This window comes from Arthrobacter sp. A5 (genome assembly GCF_051131705.1).
Lineage (GTDB): Bacteria > Actinomycetota > Actinomycetes > Actinomycetales > Micrococcaceae > Arthrobacter_M.
Genome location: NZ_CP180316.1, coordinates 2,156,746 through 2,179,655 on the forward strand (window position 1 = coordinate 2,156,746; position 22,910 = coordinate 2,179,655).

23 protein-coding genes are annotated in these 22,910 nt (G+C 64.3%); 20 read left to right on the forward strand and 3 right to left on the reverse strand.

What is annotated here, in order from left to right; all coding sequences use genetic code 11:
- The first annotated feature begins 12 nt into the window (after positions 1-12).
- Positions 13-1,167 (forward strand): acyl-CoA dehydrogenase family protein, encoded by a 1,155-nt coding sequence (locus ACLLJI_RS10065; RefSeq protein ID WP_283560597.1) that lies wholly within the window; start codon positions 13-15, stop codon positions 1,165-1,167.
- A 45-nt stretch (positions 1,168-1,212) separates the two neighbouring features.
- Here ACLLJI_RS10065 and ACLLJI_RS10070 read toward each other — a convergent pair whose 3' ends face one another.
- Entirely contained in the window at positions 1,213-1,446 is a 234-nt protein-coding gene (locus ACLLJI_RS10070; RefSeq protein ID WP_434620995.1) for a DUF5703 family protein, read from the reverse strand.
- 121 nt (positions 1,447-1,567) lie between these two features.
- Here ACLLJI_RS10070 and ACLLJI_RS10075 point away from each other — a divergent pair, with 121 nt between their 5' ends.
- The 3 genes from ACLLJI_RS10075 (at position 1,568) to ACLLJI_RS10085 (ending at position 3,466) form a co-directional block, all read left to right on the forward strand.
- On the forward strand, positions 1,568-1,840 hold the full coding sequence (locus ACLLJI_RS10075) for a hypothetical protein (protein WP_283560599.1): 273 nt from the start codon (positions 1,568-1,570) through the stop codon (positions 1,838-1,840).
- A gap of 669 nt (positions 1,841-2,509) precedes the next feature.
- Positions 2,510-2,917: a DUF222 domain-containing protein gene (locus tag ACLLJI_RS10080; RefSeq protein WP_434620999.1), complete on the forward strand. Its 408-nt coding sequence runs from the start codon at positions 2,510-2,512 to the stop codon at positions 2,915-2,917.
- 12 nt (positions 2,918-2,929) lie between these two features.
- Positions 2,930-3,466 (forward strand): hypothetical protein, encoded by a 537-nt coding sequence (locus tag ACLLJI_RS10085; protein WP_434621002.1) that lies wholly within the window; start codon positions 2,930-2,932, stop codon positions 3,464-3,466.
- A gap of 686 nt (positions 3,467-4,152) precedes the next feature.
- Here ACLLJI_RS10085 and ACLLJI_RS10090 read toward each other — a convergent pair.
- Complete coding sequence (locus ACLLJI_RS10090) at positions 4,153-5,091, reverse strand: aldo/keto reductase (protein ID WP_434621005.1); 939 nt, start codon at positions 5,089-5,091, stop codon at positions 4,153-4,155.
- Positions 5,092-5,180: 89 nt separating this feature from the next.
- On the opposite strand from ACLLJI_RS10090, the gene ACLLJI_RS10095 reads away from it, so the two are divergent.
- The gene (locus ACLLJI_RS10095) at positions 5,181-6,023 is read left to right on the forward strand and encodes an undecaprenyl-diphosphate phosphatase (protein ID WP_434621008.1); all 843 of its coding nucleotides are present in this window, start codon (positions 5,181-5,183) and stop codon (positions 6,021-6,023) included.
- Between the two features lie 9 nt (positions 6,024-6,032).
- Complete coding sequence (gene mshC / locus ACLLJI_RS10100) at positions 6,033-7,403, forward strand: cysteine--1-D-myo-inosityl 2-amino-2-deoxy-alpha-D-glucopyranoside ligase (RefSeq protein ID WP_434621011.1); 1,371 nt, start codon at positions 6,033-6,035, stop codon at positions 7,401-7,403.
- Here the strand turns inward: mshC and ACLLJI_RS10105 are convergent.
- Positions 7,400-8,287: a PAC2 family protein gene (locus ACLLJI_RS10105; protein ID WP_283560609.1), complete on the reverse strand. Its 888-nt coding sequence runs from the start codon at positions 8,285-8,287 to the stop codon at positions 7,400-7,402. The two genes, mshC and ACLLJI_RS10105, sit on opposite strands and share 4 nt — an antisense overlap.
- A 147-nt stretch (positions 8,288-8,434) precedes the next feature.
- Between ACLLJI_RS10105 and ACLLJI_RS10110 the strand changes: the two genes are divergently transcribed.
- The 14 genes from ACLLJI_RS10110 (at position 8,435) to tatA (ending at position 22,876) form a co-directional block, all read left to right on the forward strand.
- Positions 8,435-9,268 (forward strand): HAD family hydrolase, encoded by an 834-nt coding sequence (locus tag ACLLJI_RS10110; protein WP_434621016.1) that lies wholly within the window; start codon positions 8,435-8,437, stop codon positions 9,266-9,268.
- Entirely contained in the window at positions 9,265-10,437 is a 1,173-nt protein-coding gene (locus ACLLJI_RS10115) for a site-2 protease family protein (protein WP_434621019.1), read from the forward strand. Before ACLLJI_RS10110 ends, ACLLJI_RS10115 begins: the two co-directional genes overlap by 4 nt.
- Before the next feature lie 256 nt (positions 10,438-10,693).
- Entirely contained in the window at positions 10,694-11,815 is a 1,122-nt protein-coding gene (locus ACLLJI_RS10120; protein ID WP_434621022.1) for a tRNA (adenine-N1)-methyltransferase, read from the forward strand.
- A gap of 81 nt (positions 11,816-11,896) precedes the next feature.
- Positions 11,897-13,627 carry a proteasome ATPase gene (arc, locus tag ACLLJI_RS10125; RefSeq protein WP_434621398.1) on the forward strand — a complete coding sequence of 577 codons (1,731 nt, stop codon included), beginning with the start codon at positions 11,897-11,899 and terminating at the stop codon, positions 13,625-13,627.
- A gap of 14 nt (positions 13,628-13,641) precedes the next feature.
- The gene (gene dop, locus ACLLJI_RS10130) at positions 13,642-15,234 is read left to right on the forward strand and encodes a depupylase/deamidase Dop (RefSeq protein ID WP_434621401.1); all 1,593 of its coding nucleotides are present in this window, start codon (positions 13,642-13,644) and stop codon (positions 15,232-15,234) included.
- A gap of 141 nt (positions 15,235-15,375) precedes the next feature.
- On the forward strand, positions 15,376-15,573 hold the full coding sequence (locus tag ACLLJI_RS10135; protein WP_283560613.1) for a ubiquitin-like protein Pup: 198 nt from the start codon (positions 15,376-15,378) through the stop codon (positions 15,571-15,573).
- 9 nt (positions 15,574-15,582) lie between these two features.
- Positions 15,583-16,404 carry a proteasome subunit beta gene (gene prcB, locus ACLLJI_RS10140; protein WP_283560614.1) on the forward strand — a complete coding sequence of 274 codons (822 nt, stop codon included), beginning with the start codon at positions 15,583-15,585 and terminating at the stop codon, positions 16,402-16,404.
- Position 16,405: 1 nt separating this feature from the next.
- A complete protein-coding gene (prcA, locus tag ACLLJI_RS10145) occupies positions 16,406-17,128 on the forward strand; it encodes a proteasome subunit alpha (protein ID WP_283560615.1) in 723 nt (240 codons plus the stop codon).
- Positions 17,129-17,130: 2 nt separating this feature from the next.
- The gene (gene pafA / locus ACLLJI_RS10150; RefSeq protein ID WP_283560616.1) at positions 17,131-18,495 is read left to right on the forward strand and encodes a Pup--protein ligase; all 1,365 of its coding nucleotides are present in this window, start codon (positions 17,131-17,133) and stop codon (positions 18,493-18,495) included.
- A 108-nt stretch (positions 18,496-18,603) separates the two neighbouring features.
- Complete coding sequence (locus ACLLJI_RS10155) at positions 18,604-19,569, forward strand: FKBP-type peptidyl-prolyl cis-trans isomerase (RefSeq protein WP_434611973.1); 966 nt, start codon at positions 18,604-18,606, stop codon at positions 19,567-19,569.
- Positions 19,570-19,620: 51 nt separating this feature from the next.
- Positions 19,621-20,019, forward strand: coding sequence for an FKBP-type peptidyl-prolyl cis-trans isomerase (locus tag ACLLJI_RS10160; RefSeq protein WP_283560618.1), 399 nt, complete (start codon positions 19,621-19,623; stop codon positions 20,017-20,019).
- Between the two features lie 155 nt (positions 20,020-20,174).
- Positions 20,175-22,190 (forward strand): helix-turn-helix transcriptional regulator, encoded by a 2,016-nt coding sequence (locus ACLLJI_RS10165; protein ID WP_434611976.1) that lies wholly within the window; start codon positions 20,175-20,177, stop codon positions 22,188-22,190.
- Between the two features lie 2 nt (positions 22,191-22,192).
- On the forward strand, positions 22,193-22,549 hold the full coding sequence (locus ACLLJI_RS10170) for a hypothetical protein (protein WP_283560620.1): 357 nt from the start codon (positions 22,193-22,195) through the stop codon (positions 22,547-22,549).
- 33 nt (positions 22,550-22,582) lie between these two features.
- The gene (gene tatA / locus ACLLJI_RS10175) at positions 22,583-22,876 is read left to right on the forward strand and encodes a Sec-independent protein translocase subunit TatA (protein ID WP_434611979.1); all 294 of its coding nucleotides are present in this window, start codon (positions 22,583-22,585) and stop codon (positions 22,874-22,876) included.
- Positions 22,877-22,910: the final 34 nt, after the last annotated feature.

The window sequence follows — 22,910 nt, forward strand, 5'->3', positions numbered from 1 at the left end:
GACAGGCTGTCCATGAACATCGACGAATTACTGACCGATGACCTGCTCGCGAGATTCCGGAGCCGCGCGGGCGGTTACGACGAGCGCAATGAATTCTGTCACGAGGACCTGCAGGAGTTAAAAGGCGCCGGATATCTCAATTTGTTTGCCGCGACGGACGACGGCGGTCTCGGCTTTGGTCTGCAGCAGGCCGCTGCTGCGCAGCGCCGGCTTGCCACGGCCGCCCCGGCAACCGCTTTGGCGATCAATATGCACCTGGTATGGACCGGCGTCGCCCATTTGCTCGCCGAGCGCGGCGACGACTCGCTGCTCTACGTGCTACGGGAGGCTGTTGCCGGGGAAGTTTTTGCTTTCGGCAACTCGGAGGCCGGAAACGATTCCGTGCTCTTTGATTCCACCACGGTTGCGGTGCCGCACGCGGACGGCTCGTATGCCTTCACCGGCACCAAGATTTTCACCAGCCTGAGTCCGGCCTGGACCCGGCTCGGAATTTTCGGCAAAGACAGCACAGGACCGGAGCCGGTGCTGGTGCATGCCTTCATCAGCCGCGGCACTGCGGGCTATTCAATCAGGAACGATTGGGACACGCTGGGGATGCGCGCCAGCCAGTCCAACACCACGGTTCTCGACGGGGCATCTGCCCCGGCGGACAGGGTATTCCGGAAACTGCCGGTGGGGCCGAACGCCGATCCGCTGATTTTCGCCATCTTCGCGTGTTTTGAAACGCTTCTGGCGGCCGTCTACGCGGGCATCGGCGAGCGGGCACTGCAGTTGGGTGTCGAAGCGGCGCACCGGCGGAAATCGCAGAAATACGGAGGCAGGTCCTATGCGCAGGACCCGGATATCCGCTGGAAGATCGCGGCCGCCGCCATCGCGATGGACGGGCTGTACCCGCAGGTCGAAACGGTGGCGCGCGACGTCGACGAACTGGCAGAGCACGGGGCCCAATGGTTTCCCCGCCTGGTGGGGCTTAAGGTCCGGGCCACGGAAACCGCACGTGACGTGGTGGACCTGGCCGTCCGGGTGTCCGGCGGCGGCACCTACTTCGCAGGGAACGAGTTGGGGAGGCTGTACCGGGATGTGCTGGCCGGGATTTTCCATCCCTCCGACGACGAGTCGGCGCACAATACAGTGGCCAATGCATGGCTTGGACCATTGGACAGCTGACGGGACCGGGGTCCGGACTGCTGGAGGACAGGCGCGCGCAGAGCGCTAAGCCGTCCGCTCCACCCGCATAATTTTCCTGCGAAGCCAGAACTGCCGTCCGCCGCCAGTATAGATACAGCTGCGCTCCAGCTCCCATTTACCGTATTCGGCGTGCTCGGTCAGCCGCTGCCGAGCCACGGGAAGCGGTTCGGAGGGCGCCACCGTCAGCACAAGGTATTCGTATTGCCGGAGGTAATCGCGTTCCCTGCTGATGGAGCCAGTGCTGAATTGTTCCCTCATAACACTCCATTCTGCCCAAATACGGGACCGAATCCAGCATCCCGACTTGGGATTTTGCGGGGGATTTTCGAGCCTCCGATCGGGCTTACAACTTGTCCAGCGCACTGGTAGCGTTCACCCTATGAGTCTAGATCCTCGCGCCGCCTTGCAGTCCCTTACATCCGCATTCGAGGAACATCTGGTGGCCGCCTCTGCCCGTCGCGGAGACGACGATCCTGCCGTTGAGGCCGCCTACCTGGCGATCGTTGATGCCTTTGAGATCTACGAAGAAGTCCTTTTCGAAAGCTACAACGAAGTTACCCCGTTGGTCATCTACGAGGATGAAGAGGACGCCGAGGAGGACGAGGAAGATTCCGTCGGCGACGACGACGATCTGGAGCCGATCGACGACTGACATCGAACCAGTCCACCGGAATCCGCTGGCGATAGGTGAGGCCTGCCCCCGCGCGCATGGCGTTCGCTGCCCATCGCACGGCCGCCTCGGCGTCATTCCGGTGGATATCACCGCCGCCCGCCTGCTGATATAGGGCGACCAATTATGTCGGTGGCCGGTGGCAGTGTTGGGGTATGAACGGTTTTACAGGAGCACCGGGCACACCGGGCGGGTCAGGAGCAGAGCTGTCGAAGGCTCTGCCTTCGACGGCGGCGCTGCTCGCCGCCGTGGTCCTGCCGGTGAGCGTGGCGTTCGAGCCGTATCCGCCGCATCCTGGCGTCCCGGCAGGTCCAGAACATCCCGGAGGCCCTGGACGGGCCGGGAGCGGACATAACATCTGCGGCGGGGAACACATCTGAGGGAACCGAACCGCCGCGCCTGCATCCGCCGCGCCCGCGTCTGGCGTGCCTGCGTCTGGCGTGCCCGGGCCGGTGGTTCCGGTTTGGAAGGCGGACCGCCCGCGGCGGCCCGAGCCCGTGTTACCGGCCCTGGACCCTCTGTTCACGGCCGTGGTCACGGCAGCCGATGACTGGCTCACCGGTTTGGAGACCATCTACGACAACACCGTCGACGCCCTGACCCAGTGGGCGCGTCTGGAGGCCCGGGTCACGGCCGGGAAAGCCCGCGAGGTTGAACAGCCTCGCCGCGGTCAGAGCCCGGATCAGCGCCGGCCTGGGACTGGACTCCTGGCAGCGGGACATCGCCGCCGCGTCCATGACCGCCGAACTCGCCTGCGCTCTGACGATCCCCGAAATGACCGCGAGCACCTTGCTGCACGAAAGCATGATCCTGGTCCACGACCGGCCCAACACCCTGCAGGCCCTCACCACCGTGGACGTGTCCTACCGGCACGCGCAGGTCATCATCGACGAGGTAGGCTCCCCGAACGCCGCCATCGACCCGGCGATCCCCCCGGCCGTGGCCAGGGACTTTGAGGCCCGGCTGCTCGCCGCCGCCCCGGGCCTGACCGTGGCCAAACTCCGGACCAAGGCCCGACGGTGGCGCGAACGCGAACACCCCGGAACCATGATCACCTGACACCGGGACGCGGTGACCAAACGCCGCCTCGAGCTCTCCCCGGACCGCGACGGCATGTCATACCTGAGCGCGTACCTGCCCGCCGACACCGCCCAGGGCATCTGGAACCGGGCCTCGAAAGCCGCCCGCGCGGCCCAAGGCCCCACCGAACCAAGAACCCTGACACAACTGCGCGTCGACATCAGTGCCGGCTGGCTCCTGAACACCACCACCAGACCAGGCGGCGGGACGCCTGGCACCGGAACCAGCGACAGGGCCAGCGACGGCGACAGCGACAGTGCCGGTGACAGTGCCGGTGACAGTGACAGTGACAGTGACAGCGACGTCGGTGTTGACGTCGAGGGTGATGGCCCCGGTGCCGGCGCTCCCGGCGGGTGTCCTTCCCCGCAGGCCCAGATCCTGGTCACCGTCCCCGTGTTCGCGCTGATGGGCCTGACCGACGAACCGGCCGAACTCGAAGGCTACGGCCCGATCCCCGCGGACCTCGCCCGCAGACTCACCGCCGAAGCCCCCGGCCTCCTCCGGCTCCTCATCCACAGCGACGCGTAACACACCGCCGACACCCAACTCGACCACCTCACTGCGAAGGAACACGGCGGAGGGACATCCGCGGACGAGCTCACCGATGAATGCAAGAAGCACCACCTGATCAAACACTTCAAGGACGGCAAAGACCGCCACGGCAAACGCAGAGGCGCCTTCAAAACCCCCGACGGTACCTCCCCCGACGGGAAACCAGCGTCGGCGACCCGCCACCAAACCTCCGGATCCGCGGCTGGACACCCGTCATGACCGAAACCGGACAAACCGCATGGACCTCACCAGCCGGACGGCACTACCCACCACCACCACCGAACCACTACCCACCACAACTCACCGCCCCACCCAACAACCAACCACCACACGCAGCCATGCCCGATATTCCTGGCGCCCCTGTGTCAGAACGACCCGGTCGTATGGTTTCGCGGCTTCCCGCAAAGTCCATCCCGAGGGAGAAGCCTCTGGCCGGCCGGGAACTCGGGGCCGAGTCGACGTCGCCCGATGAGACTCCTCCGCCCGAAATCGAACCGCCGTTCTAGAAGCACCGCTGGAGGATTTCTGGAAACTCCAATGTCGGCTGGTAGGCGGCATCAGGGTCCGGCCTGCCATGTCGGGACTGCCGGGCCGGAATTGCACGAGCGGGCCCGTCGTGTCGGGTGGCTCCGGACTGCCGGGCCGGGACTAAGGAGCCGGGACTAACGGGCCGGGGTGGAGATTTCGTCGAGAACCGCTTCAATCTGCTCGGGTAAGGGCTCCAGGGTCGCATCGAGGATCTGCTTAAGCTGCCCTGCCGTGCGGGCCCCGACCACGGTTCCCGAGACGGCGGGGCGGCTCAGCAGCCAGCTGAGTGCTACGTCCAGGGGTTGCCGGTCGAGGCCCTTGGCAGCGGTAACAGCCGCCTCCGTGACCCGGGCGGGAAGCCCTGAAAGATAAGGCTGGACATACCCGGCCAGCGCATCGTTCCCGCCCCTGGAATCGGCCGGGATCTGGCCCCGGTATTTCCCGGTCAGTGCGCCCCGTCCCAGCGGTGCCCAGCACAGCAGGCCGATGCCCAGATGTTCCGCAGCAGGCGTCACTTCCGCTTCGGCACCTCGTTGCAGCAGCGAATATTCCACCTGATTAGCGACCAGCGGCGTTCGGGATAACGTAGCAGCGCGGGCGAGTTGCCAGCCGCTGTAGTTGGAGACTCCGGCGTAGCGGACCCGACCGGATGTCACGGCGTAATCCAAGGCGCTGAGAGTTTCCTCCAGCGGGACGTTATCGTCCCAGGCGTGCGCCAGCCACAGGTCCAGATGGTCGGTGCTGAGCCGGGCCAGCGATGAATCCAGGGCTGTGAGCATCGCCCGCCGGGAGGTGTCCACCATCCGTTTTCCGTTGCGCCGGGTAATTCCGGCCTTCGAGACCAAAACAACCTCGCTGCGGGCTACTACGTCGCCGACCATCGCGCCCAGGATTGCTTCGCTTCGACCTTCGCCGTAGGTGACTGACGTGTCGATGGTGGTGCCGCCGGCAGCGGTGTAGGCACGGAGCTGGTCGCGCGCGGTTTCCTCGTCAGTGTCCGTTCCCCAGGACATGGTGCCGAGGGCCACGGCGGAAACACGCAGTCCGCTGGTGCCTACGTATCGTTGCTGCATAACGCCAGCTTACGTGCCGGAAAGACAATGTTTCGTGCGTTACGGGCGTTGCGGCAGGGACCTCGCGATTTGTGCCTTAAGGTCGGAAGGTGAACTGGTTTGAAGCTGCCTTCCTCGGCCTGGTACAGGGCCTGACCGAATTCCTTCCCATCTCCTCAAGCGCGCATCTGTTTGTCGTCGGGAAGTTCCTGCCGACCGGTACCGATCCGGGTGCCGCATTTACCGCGGTGAGCCAATTAGGCACCGAGACCGCCGTGATCGTGTTTTTCTGGAGGGACATAGTCCGGATCATCAAGGCGTGGTTCGGCGCCTTGCGGGGTCGGGTGCCGCGGGACAACCCGGATGCGCGGATGGGCTGGCTGGTGATTGTCGGAACCGTGCCAATCGTGGTCCTGGGCATTCTGTTCCAGAACGCGATTGAATCATCGCTGCGGAATCTGTGGATCGTGGCGACGACGTTGATCGTTTTCGGCCTGATCCTGGCGGTTGCGGACGCGGTCGCGAAACAGGAACGCGACCTGAAGGATCTGAGCGTGAAACACGGCATCCTATTCGGCTTCGCCCAGGCGTTGGCGCTGATTCCCGGCGTGTCCCGTTCCGGCGGAACCATCACGGCCGGCCTGCTGATGGGTTACACCCGGGAAGCGGCCGCCCGGTACTCATTCCTGCTCGCCATTCCCGCTGTCTTTGGCAGCGGTCTCTACGAGTTGTATAGGATCTTCGCCAAGCACGAGGGCGCGCAGGGGCCATTCGGGGTTGGTGAAACGGCCTTGGCCACCGTCATCGCGTTTGCGGTGGGATATCTGATTATTGGCTGGTTCCTGAAATACATCTCAACCAGAAGCTTCCGGATCTTTGTCTGGTACCGGATCGCCCTGGGTCTTTTGCTGTTCGTGCTGCTCGGGTTCGGCGTGATCACTCCCGGCCAGTAGGCTAAAGCGGTGAAGTCTTGGAATTCCCGTCCCGTTCCCCAGCTCGCCGGATCGATGGCCGCCCTTAGTCTGCACGAAACCAGTTCAGGAGCGGTCCGTCCGCTGCCCGTCCAGGATTCGGCCAGCATGTACGTTTGTGGCATCACTCCCTACGATGCGACGCACATTGGCCATGCAGCCACCTACGTTGCGTTCGATCTGCTGAACCGTGCCTGGCGTGACGCCGGCCAAAGTGTCAGCTACGTTCAGAATGTGACGGATGTGGACGATCCGCTGCTGGAGCGTGCGGTCCGCGACGGCGTGGATTGGCGCGAGTTGGCCGTCGAACAGACGGATCTGTTCCGGGCGGACATGGAAGCGCTCAACGTTCTCGCACCGGAACATTACATCGGCGCCGTGGAATCCATTGAGTGGATTGTTCCGCAGGTTGAACGGCTCGTGGCAGCGGGCTTGGCCTACTCCGTGCCAGGGTCGGATGGGGAGCCTTCCGGAGATATCTACTTCTCCGTCGATGCGGCTTCCACGCCGCCCGCGGGCGGCACTCATGACGGCGGCTCGGTTGCTGTCGGCGGGACCCGTGAGGGCGGAGCGGTTGCCGTTAGGGCAGCCGACGACGGCGCATGGTGGCTTGGGCAGGTCAGCGGGCTGACGCCGCAGGAGATGTTGCCCGTTTTTGCCGAGCGCGGGGGAGACCCCGACCGGGCAGGCAAGCGTAATGCGCTGGATCCGTTGCTGTGGCGCGTGGCCCGCGAGGGCGAGCCGTGCTGGAGTGGTGCGACCCTCGGCGCGGGGCGCCCCGGCTGGCACATCGAATGCACGGTCATTGCCCAGCGTTTTCTGCCCGTTCCGTTTACGGTCCAGGGCGGCGGTTCCGATTTGGTCTTTCCGCACCATGAGATGGGAGCGGGGCATGCCTATGCCCTGAGCGGTATTGAGATGGCGCGGCACTACGTGCATACCGGAATGGTGGGGCTGGACGGTGAGAAAATGAGCAAGTCAAAGGGGAATCTCGTCCTGGTCTCCAAGCTGCGGGCCGGCGGTGTTGACCCTGTTGCCATCCGGCTGGCGATCCTGGCCCATCATTACCGCAGCGACTGGTGCTGGACGGACGGGGTCCTGGCGGAGGCAAAGGAACGGCTGCTGCGCTGGAGGCAGGCACTGGTTGATACACGCCCCGGGTCCGCAGCTGCGCTGGTTTCCGGGGTGCGGGCGGCGCTGGCCGCTGATCTGGATGCTCCACGGGCACTGGCGGTCGTGGATAGGTGGGCGGCCGCTCAGCCTGCCTCCGGAACGCGACTCGCTGACCGGCATTCCGGGTTGGATTCCGCGGTCGTTACGGACGCGCTCGAGGCGCTGCTCGGCGTCGTCGTCCAGCCTTAAGGCATGTCCTTGCCGCGTCGTTTGAGGTAACGCTCGAATTCGCGGGCGATGGATTCCCCGCTGGCCTCGGGCAGTTCCGCGGTGTCCTTTGCCTCCTCCAGTTGCCGGACGTAGGCGGCGATTTCCGGGTCCTCTGTGGCAAGCTCGTCGACCCCCCGTTCCCAAGCCTGGGATTCCTCTGCCATTTCCTGCGTGTCAAAGGTAATCTGCAGCAAGTCCTCGATCTGGTTCAGCAGGGCCAGCTGCGCCTTCGGTGATGGCGCCTGCGCGACGTAGTGCGGGACGGCGGCCCATAGCGACACCGTGGGCAGCCCCGCGAGCAGGGCCAATTCGGCCAGCACTCCGACAATGCCAATCGGGCCTTCATACTGTGAGGATTCAAGATTCAAGCGGGTCCGCAGCTCGTCGTCGTCGCTGGTGGTGGTCACGGGGATCGGCCGGCTGTGCGGTACATCCGCCAGCAGGGCACCGACCAGCACGACATAATTCACATTCAGTCCGGCGGCATGTGCCAGCAGCTCGGCCGTGTAGGCGCGCCACCGGTACGACGGTTCGATGCCGTGCACAAACACGACGTCCACATTTGATCCCGGCACCGAGGCCTTCGTGAGCTTCGTGGTGGGCCACTTGATTTTGCGCGCTCCGGCGGCGTTGCGTCTCACGGCGGGCCGGGTGAACTGAAAGTCGTAGTACTCATCCGGGTTGAGCGTGGCGACTTTTTTGGCGCCCCACAGCCGGTGCAGGTACTTGAGGCAGTCACTGGCGGCTTCGCCTGCGTCATTCCAGCCTTCGAATGCCGCGAGCATGACAGTGACCCGTTCGCCGTCGGGCACGGACTCGATCAGCCGGCTCACGGGAGACGTGGCGCCTTCGTCGTAACTCATCACGCCTCCACCCTACGACGGCGGGGACTTGACGGGCACCAATTACGGCTAAGAGCTTAGCGGCGCTCCAGGCGGCTGGGGTCGGATGCACATTCGCGCTGAGCATAGACGCCACTGGCTTCCCGTGGCGCCCCGTAGACTGGATCCATGCATTCTTCGGCGGTTTCCAGCGTTCAGTCCAGAGATTCGGGGGTGCCCGGCGATGCCGGGCAGAGGCCTCGGACGGCCACCCTCAAGGCTGCGCTCTGGGACATGGACGGCACCTTGGTGGATACGGAGCCGTACTGGATCAGCGCGGAATTTGCTCTGGTCCATGCCCATGGTGGTACATGGAGCCAGGAACAGGCCATGGGCATGGTAGGGCAGTCGTTGGTGCACTCTGCCGGCGTGCTCCAGCAGGCCGGCGTCCGGATGGAGATCCGTGAAATCATCGATCATTTGACCGCCGAGGTGATCCGGCAGGTGCGGCAGGAAATTCCATGGCGGCCGGGTGCGCGGGAACTGCTGCATGGACTCTTCGAAGCCGGCGTGCGCTGTGCGTTGGTGACGATGAGCGAGGGCCCGCTGGCGGCTGAAATTGTTACTGGTTTGCCGCAGGAGTATTTCGAATTCATGGTCACCGGTGACGCAGTCACACACGGTAAGCCGCATCCGGAACCTTATCTGACCGCGGTGCAGAGGTTGCGGGTGCTGGATCCGCAGCTGAGTATCCACGAGTGCCTGGCGCTGGAGGACTCCATACCCGGCGTCGCCTCCGCGCAGGCTTCGGGCGTGGTGACGCTGGCGATTCCCCACTCGGTGCCGCTGCCCGAGGATGCGGGCCGTACCACCTGGACGTCGTTGGCCGGACGTAGCGTGGAAGACCTGCGTGGATTGGTCGGCGACCGGGCTGTCCAACTCGCCGCCGGATTGATCCCCGCAGCCGGGGTCGCCGCCGCTTCCGCGCCCGTCGGTACCGCAGCCACCGGTAGCGCAGAGTGAGTACGCCCGCGACCGGTGCGAGGATAGTGCGCGAGGGGATTCCGATGGGCAGGATTGCGGGCATCCCGATCGTCCTGGCCTACTCCTGGTTTTTGATTGCGGCGGTTACCGTGTTCCTCTTCGGCCCCCAGCTGGCCCAGGGCTATCCCGGCTTGGGCGCGGGCGCCTACGGTGTGGCTTTCATTTACGCCCTGCTGCTGCTGTTCTCGGTACTGGTCCACGAGCTTGCACACGCGCTGATGGCAAAGGTGTATCACTGGCCAACGCAGAAGATCGTGCTGAACCTCTGGGGCGGCCACACCCAGTTTGAGAATTTCACTGCCACTCCGGGACGTTCGCTGTTGGTGGCGTTTGCCGGACCGGCGGCCAACATCGCGCTGGCCGGGCTGGGCTGGCTGCTGCTCAATAACCTTGCCGTACCGCAGACCCTGCAGGCGGCAGTGCTGAGCACGCTGGTCAACATCTTCGTGTGGGCCAATCTGCTGATCGGCGCGTTCAATGTGCTGCCCGGTTTACCGCTCGACGGCGGCCGGTTGGTTGAGTCGATTGTCTGGAAGGCAACCGGAAGCCAGGAAAAGGGAACAGTCGCGGCGGGCTGGGCCGGTCGGATCATCGTGGTCCTGCTGGTCCTCGCCGTCGTTGGGTTACCGTTGCTCAACGGTGGCCAGCCGAGCAGCACCAACATTTTGGTTACGGTGTTCATTGCCGGTTTCCTCTGGCTGGGCGCCACCGCTGCGATCAGCAATGCCCGGATGCGGCTGCGGCTGCCGGAGATCAGCGCCGGCCGGCTCAGCGACAGGGCTGTCGGCATGCCGGACGGGTCCTCCGTGGCGCAGGTGCTCGCCGTGGGCGGGTCAAATCCTGGGCTTTCCATTGTGCTGTGTACGCCCGACGGCAGGCCATCGGCGATCGTGGACCAAAACGTGCTGGGCAGTGTTCCCGGTGCCGTTGCAGTTAACACGCCGGCCACGGCGGTGGCCAGAAATCTTGCTGCCGGTGCGTATGTGCCGCAGTCGGCCTCGGGACAGGAACTGGTCCAGTATCTGGCTCAGCTGGCCGGCAGCGAATACGCTGTGATCGATCAGCGCGGTCAGGTGACGGGGGTGCTCAGCCAGGCCGTGGTGGTCGCTGCCATTACCGGCAAACCCGACCCACGGCTGAGCAGTTGACCAGCTGACAGCCGGAGGGGCCGACGCGCCGGCGGGGTGGTGGCATCCGCTGAAGCGCGGGGCGGCCCGGCGGAGTCGGCTGGACCGGGGGTCGCCGGGCGGAATTGGCTGGCCCGGGGATGGCGGCCGGCAACGGCTGACCGCGGGGCGGGCTGCGGGTCTTCGCTGAAGCAGCGGCCGGTTGGACGACGGTCTTCCGGCCTCCGTCGACGCACAGGAATTGTTCACTTAACTTTCATCAGTAAGGACCTTGAGTATGAGCCAGATCCACGCCAAGCCGGCCCCCGGCGTCGGGGCAGAACCGCATGGTGCCGCGGCCAGGCGCGGGCCCTTCAGAGCCGGTGAGCGGGTGCAGCTGACGGACGAGCGCGGCCGGATGAATACCATCACACTCACCGAGGGGTCGGCCTATCACACGCATAAGGGCTTCCTTAATCACGATGCGGTGATCGGCATGCCCGAGGGCTCAGTGGTGACGAACAACGTCGGCCAGCTCTACCAGACCTTGCGCCCACTGCTCTCGGATTTCGTGCTGTCGATGCCGCGCGGCGCAGCCGTTGTCTATCCCAAGGATGCCGGGCAGATCATTACGATGGCGGATATTTACCCTGGCGCTCGTGTGGTCGAAGCCGGTGTCGGTTCCGGCGCACTGTCCATCTCGCTGCTGCGCGCAGTCGGCGACGGCGGTTACCTGCACTCCTTCGAACGCCGGGAAGAATTTGCCGATATCGCCCGCGGGAACGTGGAAACCATATTCGGCGGTTCACACCCGGCCTGGAAGATCTCGTTGGGCGATTTCCAGGATGAGGTGGTCCGGCAGGAAGCAGCCGGCAGCGTCGACCGCGTGGTGCTGGACATGCTGGCGCCCTGGGAATGCGTCGACGCGGTGGCTACGGTGCTGGCTCCTGGCGGAGTCTGGATCAACTATGTGGCCACTGTGACACAGTTGTCCCGTACGGCGGAGGCCATCCGTGCCGATGGCCGCTTCACCGAGCCGGACGCATGGGAGTCCATGGTCCGCGGCTGGCATCTGGAGGGCCTGGCCGTCCGTCCCGACCATCGCATGGTCGCTCATACCGGATTCCTGCTGATTACCCGTAGGCTGGCCGATGGCGTTACGGGGCTGACGCCTAAGCGGCGGCCCTCCAAGACCGAGTTCAGTGCGGAAGACCTGAACGCCTGGACTCCTGCGAACGTTGGAGAGCGGGCCGTCTCGGACAAGAAACTACGCCGTGCCGCCCGTGAGGCGACCTCCACGGTTCCGGTGCCCGGAATGCCGGGAAACACTTCCGTGCCGCCGGACGTTGAGAACGGGGAGGGCGTGGAATACCATCACGACGTCGAGACCAGTGCCGTTGAAATCAGTAAAGAACGCTAGGGTCTTAGACAAGAACCGATGGCAAGCCAGGGAAGAGGCGTTGCCTCCTAACGGAAGGATTTGACCACCGTGGGCGAACCGATGAATGCAGATACTCCTCAGACTCCGGATCTGCAGGCACAGCAGGCGGTGGAGCGTCAGCTTAACCTGCTTCGGGATAAGCTGCGCAATGTGGACCGGCAGCTGGCTGCGGCTACGGCGAACAACTCGCGTCTGGTCACGATGCTCGAAACCGCTAAGGCCGAGATCGTCAAGCTCAGGAGCGCGCTGGAAAAGGACGGCCAGGCTCCGTTCAGTTTCGGGACGCTGCTGCAGATCAACGCTCGCCGGCACTCCGTCGCAGGTGCTACCGGCGTTGCCCAGACGGAGGAGAGCGTTGACGTGTTCAACTCCGGCCGGAAGATGCGCGTGAGCCTGAGCCCCCTGGTGAATGTCCGTTCACTCAGCGTCGGTCAGGAGGTGCTGCTCAATGAGTCGCTGACAGTGGTGGCGGCGCTGGGCTTTGACCGGGTCGGAGAGCTGGTGACGATCAAGGAACTTTTGGGTACAGACCGTGCGCTGGTGATCGGAAGGTCCGATGACGAGCGCGTGATCCGGCTTTCCGGCGCTTTACAGAGCCTGAAGCTGCGTGTGGGGGACGCACTGTCAGTCGACACGCGGACGGGCTACGCGCTAGAGAAGGTTCCCCGTTCCGAGGTGGAGAATCTGATCCTCGAGGAGGTGCCGGACATTTCGTACCAGGACATCGGCGGGCTGGGGCCGCAGATCGAGCAGATCCGTGACGCGGTGGAACTTCCGTTCCTGCATCCGGGCCTGTACCGCGAACACGGTCTAAAGCCACCGAAGGGGATTCTGCTCTACGGCCCTCCAGGCTGCGGAAAGACGCTGATCGCTAAGGCCGTGGCCAACTCGTTGGCGGCCAGGGCGGCGGAGCGTTCCGGGTCAAAGGACCAAAAGAGCTATTTCCTCAATATCAAGGGACCCGAGCTGCTCGACAAGTATGTCGGGGAGACCGAGCGGCAGATCCGGATGATCTTCAGCCGGGCCCGCGAAAAGGCCTCCGACGGCAGTGCAGTCGTCGTCTTCTTTGACGAGATGGATTCTCTCTTCCGCACCCGGGGGACAGGCATCTCCTCGGATGTGGAGACCACTATCGTGCCGCAGCTGCTCAGTGAGATCGATGGAGTGGAACGGCTGGACAACGTCATCGTCATCGGTGCGTCCAACCGCGAGGACATGATCGATCCCGCGATCCTGCGGCCGGGACGGCTGGACGTCAAGGTCAAGATTCAGCGGCCGGATGTTGAAGCCGCGGCGGATATTTTTGCCAAATATGTCACGGTTGATTTGCCCTTCCACGCCAATGACGTGGCCGCCAATGGTGGGGACCGGCAGGCAACCGTGGAGGCCATGATTCAGCGCACGGTGGAGGCGATGTACTCCACCGAAAAGTCCAATGAGTATCTCGAAGTGACGTACGCCAATGGCGACACTGAGATGCTCTATTTCAAGGATTTCAACTCCGGAGCCGTAATTCAGAATGTGGTGGACCGGGCCAAAAAGTACGCCATCAAGGACCTGCTGACCACGGGGGAGCGGGGCATCCGGATCGACCATCTGCTCCGCGCGGTGGTCGATGAGTTCCGTGAGCACGAGGACATGCCGAACACCACCAACCCGGATGACTGGGCAAGAATTTCCGGCAAGAAGGGCGAGCGGATAACCTACATCCGCACCATTGTGCAGGGTAAGGCTGGCCAGGAGCCCGGCAAGACGCTCGAGACCATGTCCAACACCGGGCAGTATCTGTGACCGCTGTCCGGGTGATGGGCGCGGAGACCGAATATGGTATCCACGCGCCCGGAGCGCCCGGGAGCAACGCGACCTGGCTCTCCAGCCAGGTCGTGCATGCTTATGCCCTGCTGACCGGTGAGCGTGCGGCGGGCGGCAGCGAAGCGCGCTGGGATTATACCGATGAGGATCCGTTGGCGGATGCGCGCGGCTGGTCGGTACCGCGGCAGCAGGCACATCCGTCCCAGCTCACGGACCAGCCGGAGGAGTTGACGGCCGCCCAGATTGCTTTGGAAAATGGTGAGCCGGATCCGGATCAGGACGGTGCGGGCAACACCGGCCCGCTGATGATGAACATGGTCCTTGGCAACGGTGCCCGGCTCTACGTGGACCACGCGCATCCGGAGTATTCCAGTCCGGAGGTGACCAACCCGCGTGATGCCGTGGTCTGGGACGCGGCAGGGGACCTGGTTGCCCTGGCTGCGGTGCGGCAGATCGCTGGAACCCCAGGGTTGCCCGCGGTGAACCTGTATAAAAACAATACGGACAATAAGTCCGTCTCCTATGGCAGCCACGAAAACTATCTGATGCCGCGGGCGGTGCCGTTCGGCCATATCGTTTCCGGGCTCACACCGTTCTTTGTCACCCGTGCGCTGATCTGCGGCGCCGGGCGCGTCGGACTGGGGCAGGACGGAACCGGCAAGGGATTCCAGCTAAGCCAGCGAGCGGACTTTTTTGAGGCGGAGGTGGGCCTCGAAACCACGATCCGCCGGCCTATTATCAACACGCGTGACGAACCGCATGCGACGGCGGAGAAATACCGTCGGCTGCATGTGATCATCGGAGACGCAAATCTCAGCCAAATCTCAAATTTCCTGAAATTTGGCACCACGGCGCTGGTGCTGGACATGATCGAGCACGGCACGGCACCCGATCTCAAGGTCCAGCGGCCGGTGGAGTCGCTGCGCCAGGTCAGCCATGACACCGGGATGAGCGCCTTGATCGGGCTGTCCGAGGGGCGCCGCGTCACGGCCCTGGACATCCAATGGATGTATCTTGAGGCGGCGCAGCGACATACGGCGCAGACCGGAGCCGCAGGGCCCTGCGGCGACGGCCATACGGACCAAGTGCTGCAGCGCTGGGAGAGCGTCCTCACCCAGCTCGGGGCAGGCCCGTCGGCGGCTTCGCGATCGGTGGAGTGGGCGGCCAAGCTGTCTTTGCTCCAGCAGTACCGCGACAGGGACTCGCTGGAGTGGGACGACCCGCGGCTGGGGCTGATTGACCTGCAGTGGTCTGATGTCCGCCCCGAAAAGGGACTCTATTATCGCCTGCTGTCCCGAGGTCGGCTGGACCGACTGGTGCCGGAGGCAGACATCACCCGCGCCGTCGCGCAGCCGCCCGAAGACACGAGAGCCTATTTCCGGGGCCAGTGCATCCAACGCTATGGCGCGAACATCATCGGTGCCAGCTGGGATTCGGTGATCTTCGAGCTGCCCGGCCAGCGCCGTCTGCAGCGCGTGCCGACCCGGGAGCCTTTGCGCGGGACCCGCGCATTGACAAGCGGACTGTTCGATCGGCACCGGGACGCCGCGGACTTCCTGGCCGAGCTGCTCGGCCTGCCCCGGTAATGCGCAGCGGCGCAGGAATACGGCTACGCAGGAAACGGCGCGGAAATCCAGCCTCGGGAAACCCGGGACCCGGCACACACCCGTGGCGTGGACAGTTCGTGGCAGGATGAGAGAAGGACGAACAGTTGAAAGGGGATCACGATGGCCGGTCAGGAACAAAAGAACACAACGGGTCGCACTGAGGAGGACGAGGCTCCCGAGGCGCCGGCTCCGCCGGCGGGTGCGCAGACCTCTGCCGCCACCGAGGGCCTGGACGATCTGCTGGATGAAATCGATGGCGTGCTTGAATCCAATGCCGAAGAATTTGTCCGCGGCTTCGTCCAAAAGGGCGGGCAGTAGGACAACCGCATGGGCAATCTGGCACATGAGTCCACGGCCGGGCGCGTAGCCGCAGCGGCGACGTCGTCCTTCAGCGAACATTTGGCCCAATCGCGCCCCGATCTGCTCCCTTATGGCAGGACGCTCCCGACAGGTTCCCTGCCGCCCCTACCGCACGCGACCACCATCGTGGCGCTCTCGTTTGCCGGCGGCGTGTTGATGGCCGGGGACCGCAGGGCCACCATGGGCACCATGATCGCGAGCCGGCACATCGAGAAGGTCTTCCCGGCTGACCAGTATTCGGTGCTCGGAATAGCGGGCACCGCCGGCATAGCGATCGACATCACCCGGCTGTTTCAAGTGGAGCTTGAACACTACGAGAAGATCGAGGGAACGCTGCTGAGCCTCGATGGCAAGGCCAACCGGCTGGGAGCGATGATCCGGGCAAACCTGCCCATGGCGCTGCAGGGTTTGGCCGTCATTCCGCTCTTTGCCGGCTTTGATACCGGCCGCTCCATTGGACGGTTGTTTTCCTACGACGTGACCGGCGGCCGGTACGAGGAACTGGAGCATCACAGCGTCGGCTCCGGGTCTGTCTTTGCCCGCGGGGCGCTGAAGAAACTCTGGAAACCGAATCTGGGCGAATCTGATGCGGTGCGGGTCGCGGTGGAATCACTCTACGATGCCTCCGACGATGATTCCGCCACCGGTGGCCCCGACATCGTCCGGCGGTTGTGGCCGATCGTGTACACCGTCACGCGAGCCGGGGCCCGCAAGGTGAGCGAACGTGAACTCGGGGCGACGGTGGAGATCGTCGTCGCCACTCGGACCGCACAGGCACGGGAGGCCTAAAATGACGCAACAGTTCTATGTGTCACCGGAACAAATGATGAAGGACCGGGCCGATTTTGCCCGCAAGGGGATTGCCCGCGGACGCTCGGTCGTGGTCATCAGCTGCGCCGACGGGATCGCACTGGTCGCCGAGAATCCCTCGCCGTCGCTGCATAAGATCGGCGAAATCTACGACAAGATAGCCTTCGCTGCCGTCGGCAAGTACAACGAATTTGAAAGCCTGCGGCAGGCTGGGGTGCGTTACGCGGACGTCCGGGGGTACTCCTACGACCGTGAGGATGTGACCGCCAGGGGACTGGCCAGCGTTTACGCCCAGAGCCTGGGGGCCGTTTTCACCGCCGAACAGAAACCTTTTGAGGTGGAGCTGGCGGTGGCCGAGGTGGGCCGCAGCCAGGAACTGGATCATCTGTACCGGCTGACTTTTGACGGTTCAATCGCCGACGCCTATGGGTTTGTGGCGATGGGTGGTCAGGCCGACGCCGTCCAGGATGCCGTGGCCACCGGATGGAACGCGGTCGCTGGCTTTGCCGATTCCATCCGGCTCGCTGTTGACGCGCTGGCCTCGGCCAGGACCCCGGACGCGGCTCAGGGACCGGGGGCCGGGAACCTGGAGGTTGCGGTACTGGATCGGGAGTCGGAAACCAACCTGGGCGTGCGGCGCGCCTTCCGCCGGCTCCGCCAACAGGACGTGGCGGACATTCTCGAGGGAAAGGCGGTGCGCTGAGCATGGATAAGCGGATCTTTGGGATCGAAACCGAGTTCGGCATTGCGTATTCAAGTCCGGATTCCCGACCGCTGTCGCCGGAAGAGGTGGCGCGCTACCTGTTCCGCAAGGTCGTCAGCTGGGGCAGATCCTCCAATGTTTTCCTCACCAATGGCTCCCGGCTGTATCTGGATGTCGGTTCCCACCCGGAATACGCCACGGCCGAGTGCGATGACATTGCCGAGTTGATCGCCCAGGACCAGGCCGGCACGCTGATTCTCGACGACCTGGTGCAGGAAGCCCAGAACAGATTGCAGCAGGAAGGCTTTAACGGCAAGGTCTTCCTCTTCAAGAACAACACGGATTCTGCCGGGAATTCCTACGGCAGCCATGAAAATTATCTGATCCCGCGGCGCGGCGAATTCACGCGTTTGGCCGAGATTCTGATTCCGTTTCTGGTCACCCGGCAGTTGATCGCCGGGGCCGGCAAGGTGCTGCCCACCCAAAGCGGCGCCGCTTATGCCTTTTCCCAGCGGGCCGATCACATCTGGGAGGGCGTGTCGTCGGCCACAACACGTTCGCGCCCCATCATCAACACCAGGGATGAGCCGCATGCAGACGCGGAGTTTTACCGGCGGCTGCACGTGATCGTGGGGGACTCCAATATGTCCGAGACGACCGCCCTGCTGAAGGTGGGCACGGTGGATCTGATTCTGCGGATGGTGGAGAAGGGAGTCATCATGCGAGACATGCGGATGGAGAACCCCATCCGCAGCATCCGTGAGATCTCCCATGACCTCACCGGGCGTCAGCCGATAAAGATGGCCAGCGGACGCGAGATTTCGGCGCTGGCGGTCCAGCGGGAGTTTTTCGCTGCCGTCACCGCCTTTGTCGCCCGGGAGGGCGCACACAACGAGTATGTCCCCCGGATTATGGACCTGTGGGGGCGGACGCTGGATGCCATCGAATCCGAGGATTACCGCAGCATCGACACCGAGATCGATTGGGCCATTAAGAAAAAGCTGCTGGACGGCTACCGGGCCCGCAACGGCCTGGAATTGAACTCGCCGCGGGTGGCACAGCTGGATCTGACATACCATGACATTTCGCCCACCCGGGGCCTGTTCAACATCCTCCGTGCCCGCGGGTCGGCGGCCCGCGTGGTGACCGAGGCCGAGGTGAAGTCTGCGGTGGACACTCCGCCGCAGAGCACCCGTGCCAAGCTGCGCGGCGATTTTGTCCGCAAGGCGCAGGAAGCGGGGCGGGATTACACCGTCGATTGGGTGCACCTGAAGCTCAACGACCGCTCGCACCAAACGGTGCTGTGCAAGGACCCCTTCGCCAATTCCGACGAGCGGGTCGATGCCTTGGTCAGGTCCATTGACTAAGCGGCCGGGTTCCAAAGGGCAATTCACAGGCACGGAGGCTAAGCTGGACGCGGTCCGGTGCGCTTAGCTGCGCCTCGGCCCCCCACTGACATCGACGAAAGTGTTTCTGTGCGCCGAATTCTTGCAATACTTCTCCCCGCGCTGCTGCTGCTGACGGGCTGCGGCGCCGCCAGCTCCACGGACACGGCGTCGTCGTCGTCCACCGTCAGCGTTCCGCCCGCCCATGCCGAAGCTCTTGACTCGGTCAAGGTGACCAAGGGTGCCGATGGCAAGGCCCCCACCGTCGACTTCGCGAAACCGCTGAAAATCGCCACCGAGTCAATTAAGGTGGTCTCCGAGGGCGACGGCGCCAAGGTGGCCGATGGTCAGGCCATGATCCTGCGGTTAGCGGCCTTCAACGCCGACGACGGCACGGCCTTGGGCGATACGTACGCCGAAGCCTCTGGCCAGTCGTACGTGGTCGACGCCAAGTTCCAGCAGCAGTACCCGCTGATCTACGCAACCTTTGTCGGTGCCAAGGTTGGCTCGGACATCGCTTACGGGGTCCCTGGGACACCGGCCGTTGCGGGCAGCACCGCCGCACCGGCGCAACCTGCCGCCCCTGCGCAGCTGGTTGTCTACCACATTGAATCGGCCAAAGACGTTGCCAAGCCGCTCGCCAAGCCCGAAGGGGACACGGTCACTCCTCCGGACGGACTGCCGACGGTCAAGGATGATGACAAGGGCGTTCCGCAGATCACCATTCCTGCCACGCCGGCATCGACGACACTGGTCTCGCAGGATTTGATCAAGGGCAAGGGCCCGGCAGTCAAGGCTACCGACACCATCGTAGCCAACTATGTTGGCGTCACCTACAAGGATGGCAAAACCTTCGATTCCAGCTTTGCCCGCGGCAAGACGGCCACTTTCTCGCTCAGCGGGGTCATCCAGGGCTGGACGCAGGGCCTGACCGGCAAGACCGTCGGATCACGCGTGCTGCTGGTCATCCCCAAGGCCCTGGGCTACCCGACACCTACCGCCGGTCAGCCCGACGGCGACCTCGTGTTCGTCGTCGACATCCTCGGTATTCAGTAACCCGGTCCGCAGGACAAAAAGTTCAATTTACCATTCACCTTGAGGAGCACCATGTCGTTTGGACAGCGCGAGTACGACCGGCAGAAGCCGGAAATTGATTTTCCGGATCACGGGGTCCCCACGGATCTGCTGATCGTGGACCTGATTGACGGTTCCGGTCCGGAGGCGGAGGCTGGCAACACCGTTTCGGCACACTATGTCGGTGTCGCCTTTTCCACCGGTGAGGAGTTTGACTCGTCGTGGGGCCGCGGCGCCCCGCTCGATTTTAAGGTCGGCGTGGGCCAGGTTATCCAGGGCTGGGACCAGGGCCTGCTGGGCATGAAGGTTGGCGGCCGCCGTCGCCTGGAAATCCCCTCCGACCTTGCCTACGGCGAGCGCGGTGCGGGCGGGGCCATCGGACCGAACGAAGCGCTGATCTTTGTGGTTGACCTGGTCGGCCTGCGCGCCTGAGTAAAGGCACCAGAAGAACGGTGTCCGGGACATCCCGGACACCGTTCTTTCATGAACTGCCGGATCGTGTCCGTTCTCCCTGCCAGGCTTGGACGGGTCGGACCATCATCTCTAGTACTCTGGCGATTGTGTCTGCTTCTTCCACTGAACGCCTGATGAACCTGGTCATAGCGCTGCTCGGCTCCCAATACGGGCGGAGCCGTGAGTTTCTCCGCACCCGGATCCAGGGCTATGACCCGAAGGTCTCCGACGAAGCCTTCGGCCGGATGTTTGAACGCGACAAGGTGCACCTCAAACGCCTCGGCATTCCCATCAGTGCCGTGCGGGATCCTTATGCCGAGGACGAGAATTCCTGGAAGTACCTGATCCGGCCCGAGGACTACCGGTTGCCGGAGATCCGGCTGAAACCCGAAGGCCTGGCGGTGCTCTCGTTGGCTGCGCGCGTCTGGGAGCAGGCTTCGCTGGGGTCGGCGGCGGCGCGCGCCCTGCGAAAGCTGGAGACGGTCGCCGGGACGGAAGCCGCCGGCGCCGGGCCGGCCATGGAGTCGCGTATCCGCACCAAGGAGCCCGCTTTTGATGCCTTGTGGGATGCCTTGCTACATCATCGGCGGGTCAGCTTCTCTTATCGTAAGTCCCAGGATGTTGCTGCCGGGCCGCGGCACGTCGAACCATGGGGGCTGGGCAATAGGTACGGTCAGTGGTATCTGAGCGGTCGCGACGTCAGCAGGGGAGAGCAGCGCCTCTACCGGCTGTCCAGGATTGCCTCTGACGTCACCATCGACCCGGGCGCTGGGTTCGCCCCGCCGGTGGATTATGACAATGCGGAGGCCCTTGACTCCCTGGGCACCGGCCCGCAGAGCGAAGCGGTTCTTGAGGTTCCGGCCGGACGAGGCCAGCTGCTGCGGGAACTGGCCAGCGGAGCCGTTCCGGCGCCCCGCCCGGGCTGGGACACGCTCACCGTGCCCTACCGTGAACCGGAACTGCTGGCGGATGATCTGGCCTCGATGGGCCCTGCTGTGGTGGTGCTTGCTCCTGCCGCGCTGCGGGATGCGGTGGTACGCCGTCTTAGCGGTGCGGCAACCGCGGCCGGGGCGCCGCTGCCGACGGTGGACTTTTCCATACCTGCGACCCCGGTCCGGCACAAGCCGCCCGGCGAAGACCGGCTGCGGCGGCTGCTGGATCTGGTGCCCTACTTGGTCCAGAATTCCGGAATTGAGGCCGCAACGGTGGCCGAGGAATTCGGCATCAGCCGTAAACAGCTGGACGAGGATCTGGCCTTGCTTTCCGTCTGCGGCCTCCCCGGCTACCAGCACGGGGAGCTCATCGACGTCCAGTGGGACGAGGGCGTCGTCTTCATTCGTGATGCGGATGAACTGGCCAAGCCCCTGCGCCTGACCCAGGAGGAGGCCTGTGCGCTGCTGGTCGGGCTCGAGTCCCTACAGTCGCTCCCGGACGAGGCGGGCAAGGAGACGCTGCGGGAGGTGCTGGACAGCGTCCGCAGGGTAGCCGGTCCGGACGCATGGATGGCCGACGTCGTAGAGGCCAGGATAGCTCCGGAGACCTCACTGGAAACGCTCTCTATCCTGCAGCGGGCGGTCATGGGCAGGGGGCGGGTGCGGATCACCTATTTGGTCCGCGGCCGCGACGACGTCACGGAGCGCGTGATCGAGCCAATGCGGATCTACTCCCTCGACTCTCTCTGGTACGTCGAGGCGTGGTGCACGCTGTCCGAAGGCATGCGCAATTTCCGGATGGACGGTATCCGGACCGCGGTGGCTGCCCCCGGAACCGCCCCGGTCCGGGAACTGCAGCTGGAGTCGAAGGGCCCGGCACGGATGTCGTCGCCGGGAGTGTTTATGCCCGAGGCCGGCGATCTGAAGGTCGTGCTTGCCCTGGATCCGGATGCCCGCTGGGTGGCGGATGCGTACGGTGCCCGCGCTCGTGCGGCACTGCCGGACGGGCGTACCGCGGTGCGGATCACGGTGGGCCGGGCCCAAACGGTCCCCGCGCTGATGGCACGACTGGGCGGAGGCGGGCAGGTCCTCGAACCGGAGGAGCTGCGCAAAGCCTCCGGGGACTGGCTCGCCCGCGCCTTGGCGGGCTATCCGCTTCCGGGCGCCGGCCAAGGGGCGCCGTCCCCGGGGCGGCGGGGGAAACCGGATAGACTCTAAGCATGCCTTGGTGGTCATGGATTGTTATCTGGATTGCGCTCGGAGCGTTGTCTCTGGCGTATTTTCTGCTGCTCGGAATCAAGGTCTGGCGGGGCTTTTCCTCGACAGTCAGTGCTTTCCATGAGGCGGGCACGACGCTCTCGCAGCACCGCCGGACGGCGGAGGAGACGTCCGACGGCGGCCAGGTCCCGGCCGCGCGCCCGTCACCTGGCTGGGCGGTCTTTGCCTCGCCGGAGCAAATGAAGGATGATTACACCGCTGCCAAGGCCGCACGGCAGTGCGAGCGACGCCGCCGGCGCGTTGCCCGCAGGGCGGCGCGGGGGCAGCTCCAATCCTTGCGCGACATCGAATCAGCTTAAGACGTAGGATGTACCAAAAGGAAGGGACTTATCGTGGGCAAACTTTTTGAAAACCCTTGGGTTGTTCTCATTATCATTATCGTCATTGTGCTGCTTTTTGCGGCCCCCAAGCTCCCGGGCATGGCCCGCAGCCTGGGCCAGTCGATGCGGATCATCAAGTCCGAGGTCAAGGAAATGAAGAGTGACTCAAAGACCGAAGGCACGGGAACCACGGCGGCAGCTCCGGCTGAGCAGCCCGTCGAAGGCAAGATCGTGAACAATCCGCCACATTCCGGTGGCCAGGTTAACGGTGACGGCCGCACGCCGGGCACCGGCAATCCGTCCTAGCTAGGACCAGTGAGCGGGAAGACGGGGCGCAAAT

Bases quoted from the DNA above. Each gene is read 5' to 3' on its own strand.
- ACLLJI_RS10070 (WP_434620995.1), bottom strand. From the start codon at position 1,446: ATGAGGGAACAATTCAGCACTGGCTCCATCAGCAGGGAACGCGATTAC.
- ACLLJI_RS10170 (WP_283560620.1), top strand. From the start codon at position 22,193: ATGCCTTGGTGGTCATGGATTGTTATCTGGATTGCGCTCGGAGCGTTG.
- ACLLJI_RS10135 (WP_283560613.1), top strand. From the start codon at position 15,376: ATGGCCGGTCAGGAACAAAAGAACACAACGGGTCGCACTGAGGAGGAC.
- ACLLJI_RS10120 (WP_434621022.1), top strand. From the start codon at position 10,694: ATGAGCCAGATCCACGCCAAGCCGGCCCCCGGCGTCGGGGCAGAACCG.
- prcA (WP_283560615.1), top strand. From the start codon at position 16,406: ATGACGCAACAGTTCTATGTGTCACCGGAACAAATGATGAAGGACCGG.
- prcB (WP_283560614.1), top strand. From the start codon at position 15,583: ATGGGCAATCTGGCACATGAGTCCACGGCCGGGCGCGTAGCCGCAGCG.
- dop (WP_434621401.1), top strand. From the start codon at position 13,642: ATGGGCGCGGAGACCGAATATGGTATCCACGCGCCCGGAGCGCCCGGG.
- ACLLJI_RS10165 (WP_434611976.1), top strand. From the start codon at position 20,175: ATGAACCTGGTCATAGCGCTGCTCGGCTCCCAATACGGGCGGAGCCGT.
- arc (WP_434621398.1), top strand. From the start codon at position 11,897: ATGAATGCAGATACTCCTCAGACTCCGGATCTGCAGGCACAGCAGGCG.
- pafA (WP_283560616.1), top strand. From the start codon at position 17,131: ATGGATAAGCGGATCTTTGGGATCGAAACCGAGTTCGGCATTGCGTAT.
- ACLLJI_RS10075 (WP_283560599.1), top strand. From the start codon at position 1,568: ATGAGTCTAGATCCTCGCGCCGCCTTGCAGTCCCTTACATCCGCATTC.
- ACLLJI_RS10110 (WP_434621016.1), top strand. From the start codon at position 8,435: ATGCATTCTTCGGCGGTTTCCAGCGTTCAGTCCAGAGATTCGGGGGTG.
- ACLLJI_RS10090 (WP_434621005.1), bottom strand. From the start codon at position 5,091: ATGCAGCAACGATACGTAGGCACCAGCGGACTGCGTGTTTCCGCCGTG.
- ACLLJI_RS10105 (WP_283560609.1), bottom strand. From the start codon at position 8,287: ATGAGTTACGACGAAGGCGCCACGTCTCCCGTGAGCCGGCTGATCGAG.
- ACLLJI_RS10160 (WP_283560618.1), top strand. From the start codon at position 19,621: ATGTCGTTTGGACAGCGCGAGTACGACCGGCAGAAGCCGGAAATTGAT.
- ACLLJI_RS10065 (WP_283560597.1), top strand. From the start codon at position 13: ATGAACATCGACGAATTACTGACCGATGACCTGCTCGCGAGATTCCGG.